The sequence below is a fragment of the Amycolatopsis sp. SID8362 genome (genome assembly GCF_010550475.1).
GTDB lineage: Bacteria > Actinomycetota > Actinomycetes > Mycobacteriales > Pseudonocardiaceae > Amycolatopsis > Amycolatopsis eburnea.
In genome coordinates, this window is the sequence record NZ_JAAGNB010000303.1 from 1 (window position 1) to 6,558 (window position 6,558).

The 6,558-nt window shown below is 72.7% G+C and carries 5 protein-coding genes; all 5 read left to right on the forward strand.

The genetic code is table 11. The features are described from left to right. On the forward strand, positions 1–333 hold a 333-nt coding region (locus G3I65_RS10300; RefSeq protein WP_275940146.1), incomplete at its 5' end, for a nucleotide-binding domain containing protein. Continuing rightward, entirely contained in the window at positions 330–1,358 is a 1,029-nt protein-coding gene (gene pdxA, locus G3I65_RS10305; protein ID WP_160695896.1) for a 4-hydroxythreonine-4-phosphate dehydrogenase PdxA, read from the forward strand. The genes G3I65_RS10300 and pdxA, both read left to right, overlap by 4 nt. Beyond that, positions 1,355–2,632 (forward strand): MFS transporter, encoded by a 1,278-nt coding sequence (locus G3I65_RS10310; RefSeq protein ID WP_160695897.1) that lies wholly within the window; start codon positions 1,355–1,357, stop codon positions 2,630–2,632. Before pdxA ends, G3I65_RS10310 begins: the two co-directional genes overlap by 4 nt. Then, on the forward strand, positions 2,604–3,404 hold the full coding sequence (locus G3I65_RS10315; protein ID WP_160695898.1) for a DeoR/GlpR family DNA-binding transcription regulator: 801 nt from the start codon (positions 2,604–2,606) through the stop codon (positions 3,402–3,404). Before G3I65_RS10310 ends, G3I65_RS10315 begins: the two co-directional genes overlap by 29 nt. Beyond that, the coding region (locus G3I65_RS10320) for a DEAD/DEAH box helicase (protein ID WP_163046665.1) at positions 3,385–6,558 on the forward strand (3,174 nt) is incomplete at its 3' end. The genes G3I65_RS10315 and G3I65_RS10320, both read left to right, overlap by 20 nt.

The following is a 6,558-nucleotide window of genomic DNA, read 5'->3' on the forward strand; positions in this document are numbered from 1 at the left end:
GCGCCGGGCACGCCGGTCGACCCGGCGGTCGCCGCGCGGATCCCGCCGGCGCTCGGCGAAGCGGCCCGGCTGGTGCTCGGCGCGCATCGGATCGGCGGGCTCTACGCCACCGGCGGCGACATCGCCGTCGAGGTCACGAAGTCGCTCGGCGCCGAAGGCTTCGAGATCGACACCGAAGTCCTGCCCCTCGCGGTCGCCGGACGGCTGTCGGGCGGGCCGTACGCCGGGCTGCCCTTCGCCACCAAGGGCGGGCTGATCGGCGGGCGCGACGCCGCGGTCGCCTGCCTGGAACACCTCAACCACGTGCTGGCCACCGGAAGGAAGAACCCGTGAGCGACCTCCCCGTCCTCGCCGTCACCCTCGGCGACCCGGTCGGCATCGGCCCGGAGATCACCCTGAAGACCCTCGCCGAGCCGGAGGCGCTGCAGCTGGCACGCGGGGTCGCGGTCGGCGACGCGCCGGTGCTCGACCGCGTCGCCCGGCACCTGGGCCTGTCCGTGGAGATCAACCCCATCGCCACGATCGCCGAAGCGCGTTTCACCCCGGGCGTGATCGACGTGCTCGACCTGGGTGTCGTCACGGAAGATCTGCCGTGGGGCGAGGTCAACGCGACCGCGGGCGCGGCGGCGGTCGGCGCGATCGAGGTCGCCACCCGGCTCGCGCTGGCCGGCGAAGTTGACGCGGTCGTGACCGCGCCGATCAACAAGGAGGCGATCTGGGCCGCGGGCTCGCAGCACCTCGGGCACACCGAGATGCTCGGCGAGCTGACCGGCTCGACCCGGTTCAACACGATGTTCTGGGTGTCCGGGCTGAAGATCTTCTTCGCCACCCGGCACCTCTCGCTGCGGGAAGCGATCGACCGGATCACGCGGGAGAACATCGAACACGCGATCCGCGAGGCGTACACCGCGCTCGAAGTGTTCGGCACGGAGAAACCGAGACTCGCCGTGGCGGCGCTGAACCCGCACGGCGGCGAGAACGGCAAGTTCGGCGACGAGGAGATCGTCGCGATCGCGCCCGCGGTGGCCGCCGCCCAGGCCGCTGGGCTCGACGTCGTCGGCCCGATCCCGGCGGATTCCGTGTTCCACCAAGGGATCCAAGGCCGCTTCGACGGCGTGCTTTCGCTCTACCACGATCAGGGGCACATCGCGTCGAAGACGTACGACTTCGACGGCACGGTCTCGGTGACGGTCGGCCTGCCGATCCTGCGCACGTCGGTCGACCACGGCACGGCGTTCGACATCGCCGGCACCGGCCGGGCTTCGCACGGCACGATGCGCGCGGCGTTCAAGGCCGCGGCGACGCTGGCGCCGTACGCCCGGAAGCTGCCCGCGATCTACCCGCCGAGCGCCCGGTGATCCCCCGCAAGCGCTGGGCGTACGTGATCCCGGTCGCGGTGGTCATGTACATGCTGGCCTACCTCGACCGCACGAACGTCGCGGTGATCCTGCCCTACATCGGTGACGACTTCCCGTTGTCCGCCAGCGCGAAGGGGCTGGCGAGCGGCATCTTCTTCGTCGGCTACCTCGTCCTGCAGATCCCGGCGGCGGTGCTGGCGGCGAAGTGGAGCGCCCGCAAGACGGTGCTGATCCTGATGATCGCGTGGGCGTTCGCGGCGGTGCTGTGCGGCCTGGTCCAGAACGAAACGCAGCTGCACCTCGCGCGGTTGCTGCTCGGGCTGTTCGAAGGCGGCGTGTGGCCCGCGGTGCTGATCCTGCTGGCGTCGTGGTTCCCGCAAGCCGAACGGGCGCGCGCGAACGCGTTGTGGATGACGTGCCTGCCGATCTCGGCGATCATCATGTCCCCGCTGTCCGGGCTGATGCTCGACCACATGTCGTGGCGCTGGGTGTTCGTGCTGCAGGGTCTGCCCCCGCTGCTCTGGGCGGTCGTCTGGTGGTTCGCGGTGGCCGACCGCCCGGCGAAGGCCCGCTGGATCTCCGCGGCGGAACGCGAGTACCTCGAAACCACGTTGAAGGCGGAAGAAGACGCGAAACCGGCCTTCGCGAAGCAGGGCTACCGGCAGGCGCTGGCGAACCGCCAGGTGCTGCTGCTGATCGGCGTCTACTTCTTCTGGATCACCGGCTTCTACGGGTTCAGCCTGTGGCTGCCGTCGGTGGTGAAGACGATGACGGGCGGCTCGGCCACCGCGGTCGGGTTGCTCTCCGCCGTGCCGTACGTCCTCGCGCTGGCCGGGATGGTCGCGTGCGCGCACTGGTCCGACCGGACCGGCAACCGGCGGCTCGCGGTCACCGTGCCGCTGCTCGTCGCCATCGCCGGGCTCCTGCTCGGCAACCTCGTGCACTGGCCCCCTGCCGTGCAGCTGGTCCTGCTCTGCGTCGTCGCCACCGGTGTGTACATGCCGTACGGGCCGTTCTGGGCGATCCCCAGCCGGCTCCTCGGCATCGAGGTGGTCGCCGTGGCGATGGGCCTGATCAACGCGCTCGGCAACCTCGGCGGTTTCGCCGGCCCCTACCTGGTCGGCTGGCTCACCGACGTCACCGGCACCGCGACCACCGGGTTCGTCGTGCTGGCCGCGTTCCTCGCCGTGGCCGCCGGGCTGGCGTTCTTCGGGCTGAAACCCGCGACTGTGGAAGAGTCGGCGCATGTCCCAGCCCCGACCAGGCACCCGTGACCGGCGCGCGATGCTGCTGGAGGCCGTCCGCGACGGCTCCGGCGGCATCGCGGAGCTGGCCGCGGAGTTCGGCGTCTCCGAGTCGACGATCCGCCGCGACCTCGCCTCCCTCGCCGGGGCCGGGCACGTCGTCCGCACCTACGGCGGCGCGCTCGACACCGAACGCAGTCCCCGGGAGAAGGACCAGGAGCACGCGGCGGCCAAGGAGGCCATCGCGCGCGAGGCCGCCGCGCTGGTCGAGGACGGCGAGGTCGTGCTGCTCGACGCCGGCACGACCACCGGGAGGCTCGCCCGCCACCTCGCGCACCGCGAAGGGCTGACGGTGGTCACCAACGGCGTCAACGCCATCCGCGAGCTGGCCGGGTTCGCCGGGATCGACCTGATCGTCCTCGGCGGCCGGGTGCGGCACCCCAACGAAGCGATCCTGGGCGAGAGCGTGCTGGCGCAGCTGCGGCACATCTCACCCGATCGAGTGTTCCTGGGTGCGGACGGCCTGGTCGACGGGCGAGGGCTGTGCTGCCCGTCACTGGAGCAGTCGGTGGTCAAGCACGCGATGCTCCACGCGGGCGGCGAGGCGTACGTGCTGGCCGACCACTCCAAGCTGGACCAGGCCCCTTTTTCCTACTGGGCGCCGCTGGACCGCGACTACCGGCTCATCACCGACGAGCCCAGAGTCGACGTCACGTACCCGCAGTTCGCCGAGAGCGTGATCCTGGCCGGCGCGCCCGAAATTGTCGGTGGTGCCGCGCATCATGGACGACGTGGCAACTGACGTGCTCGACCTCTTCTCCCCCGCGACCCGGGACTGGTTCGCGGGGGCCTTCGCCGCGCCCACCGCGGCGCAGGAAGGGGCCTGGCGGGCGGCGCACGCGGGCGAGCACGCCCTCGTGGTCGCGCCGACCGGGTCCGGCAAGACGCTGTCGGCGTTCCTCTGGGCGCTCGACCGGCTCTCGGTGGAGCCGCCGCCGGCGGAGGCCACGAAACGCTGCCGGATCCTCTACGTCTCACCGCTGAAGGCCCTCGCCGTCGACGTCCAGCGGAACCTGCGCGCCCCCCTCGCGGGCATCTCGCAGGCCACCCGGCGGCTCGGACTGCCGGTGCCGGAGATCGAAGTGGGCATGCGCACCGGCGACACCACCGCGGCCGAGCGCCGCTCGTTCGGCAAGACCCCGCCGGACGTGCTGGTGACCACGCCGGAGTCGCTCTTCCTCATCCTCACGTCGTCGGCGCGGGAGTCACTGCGCGGCGTCGAGACCGTGATCGTCGACGAGGTGCACGCGGTCGCCGGCGGCAAGCGCGGCGCGCACCTCGCGCTCTCCCTGGAGCGGCTGGACTCGCTGCTGCCGAAGCCGGCGCAGCGGATCGGGCTCTCGGCGACGGTCCGCCCGGTCGACGAGGTGAGCGCCTTCCTGGCCGGCGGCCGCCCGGTGCGGGTGGTCCAGCCGAAGCTGGCGAAGACCATCGAGGTGCGCGTCGAGGTCCCGGTCGAGGACATGAGCAACCTCGACGCGCCGCGCAGCGGGCCTTCGCCGAGCCCGCTCGACGAACTGGAGTCACTCGGGTCGCTCGAGTCGCTGACCGAGGCGTTCCCGCCCGGCGACATCGCCCCCGGCGGGCTGGGCACGCTGGAGGAGATGGCCGGCAACCCCGTGCAGCGGCCGTCGATCTGGCCGGCCGTCGAGGAGCGGGTGCTGAGCCTGATCCAGGCCCACCGCTCGACCATCGTGTTCGCCAACTCCCGCCGGCTCACCGAGCGGATGACGGCGCGGCTCAACGAACTGGCCGCCGAGCGGACGGAACTCACGCCGGCCGACGCGTTCCCGGCCGAAGCCGTCGGGCAGTCCGGGGTCAGCACCGGCGCGCCGCCGGTGATCGCCCGGGCGCACCACGGGTCGATGTCGCGGGAGCAGCGCACGCACGTCGAGGAGGACCTCAAGTCCGGGCGGCTGCCGTGCGTGGTGGCGACGTCGTCGCTGGAACTGGGCATCGACATGGGCGCGGTCGACCTGGTGGTGCAGATCGAGGCGCCGCCGACGGTGGCGTCCGGGCTGCAGCGCGTCGGCCGGGCCGGGCACCAGGTCGGCGCGGTGTCGTCCGGGGTGATGTTCCCGAAGTTCCGCGGCGACCTCGTCTCGTGCGCGGTGGTCGCGGAACGGATGGCGAGCGGCGCGATCGAGGCGGTCCGGTACCCGCGCAACCCGCTCGACGTCCTGGCCCAGCACGTCGTGGCGATGGTGGCGCTCGAACCGTGGACGGTCCCGGACCTGGCCTCGCTGGTGCGGCGGGCGGCGCCGTTCGCCTCGCTGCCGGACGACGCGCTGCACGCGGTGCTCGACATGCTCGCGGGCCGCTACCCCAGCGAGGAGTTCGGCGAGCTGCGGGCGCGGATCACGTGGGACCGCATCAGCGGCGAGCTGCGCGGGCGGCCGGGCTCGCAGCGGCTGGCCGTGACCTCGGGCGGCACCATCCCGGACCGCGGGCTGTTCACCGTCATGACGCCGGGCGCGGACGACAAGCCCGGCTCGCGCGTCGGCGAGTTCGACGAGGAGATGGTGTACGAGTCGCGGGTCGGCGACACCATCCTGCTCGGCACGTCGTCGTGGCGGATCACCGACATCACGCACGACCGGGTCATCGTGGTGCCCGCGCCCGGCGAGCCGGCGCGGATGCCGTTCTGGAAGGGCGACGCGCCGGGCCGTCCGCTGGAACTCGGGCGGGCGCTCGGGAAGTTCGTCCGCGAACTGTCCACATCGGACGACCAGAAGGCCAGGGACCGGGCCGCCGCGGCGGGCCTGGACGAACGGGCGTCGGACAACCTGCTCGCCTACCTGGCCGAGCAGAAGTCCGCGACCCGGCACGTGCCGAACGACCGGACGATCCTGCTGGAGCGCTACCGCGACGAGCTCGGCGACTGGCGGATCATCCTGCACTCCCCGTTCGGCGCGCAGGTGAACGCGCCGTGGGCGCTCGCGATCGCCGCGCGCCTGCGGGAAAACCGCGGGGTCGACGCGCAGGTGGCGCACTCCGACGACGGCATCGTCCTGCGCCTGCCGGACGCGCTGGACGCCGAGGGCGGTGACGTCACCATCGGCGCCGACGACGTGCTGCTCGACCCCGAAGAGGTGGAGCAGCTGATCGTCGCCGAGGTCGGCGGCTCGGCCGTGTTCGCGGCGAGGTTCCGGGAGTGCGCGGCGCGGTCGCTGCTGCTGCCGCGCCGGGACCCGCGGCGCCGCACTCCCCTGTGGCAGCAACGGCAACGCGCGTCGCAGCTGCTGTCGGTCGCGGCGAAGTACGAACGGTTCCCGGTCGTGCTGGAGGCGATGCGGGAAGTGCTGCAGGACGTCTACGACGTGGGCGGGCTGCGGGAGCTGATGGCCGACGTCCGCGCCCGCAAGGTCCGGCTGGTGGAGGTCGAGACGCCGGCCGCGTCGCCGTTCGCGCGCAGCCTGCTCTTCGGCTACGTCGGAATGTTCCTGTACGAGACCGACGCCCCGCTGGCCGAGCGGCGGGCGGCGGCGCTGTCGCTGGATTCGGCGCTGCTGGCCGAACTTCTCGGCACCGAGGCGATCCGCGAACTGCTCGACCCAGAAGCCGTGCGCGAGGTGGAACGGTCGCTGCAGCGGCTCGAACCCGACCGGCACGCGCGCTCGGCCGAGGACGCCGCCGACCTGCTGCGGTTCCTCGGCGACCTGACCGTCGAAGAGGCGGCGGAGCGCGGGATCCAGGCGGAATGGCTCACCGAGCTGGAAGCGGCGCGACGCGCGATCCGGGTGCGGATCGGCGGCACGGAACGGTTCCTGGCGATCGAGGACGCGGGCCGGGTGCGGGACGCGCTGGGCACCGCGCTGCCGGTGGGCGTGCCCGAGGCGTTCACCGAGCCGGTGGCGGACCCGCTCGGCGACCTGCTGTCGCGGTACGCCCGCGGC

Bases quoted from the DNA above. Each gene is read 5' to 3' on its own strand.
- G3I65_RS10315 (WP_160695898.1), top strand. From the start codon at position 2,604: ATGTCCCAGCCCCGACCAGGCACCCGTGACCGGCGCGCGATGCTGCTG.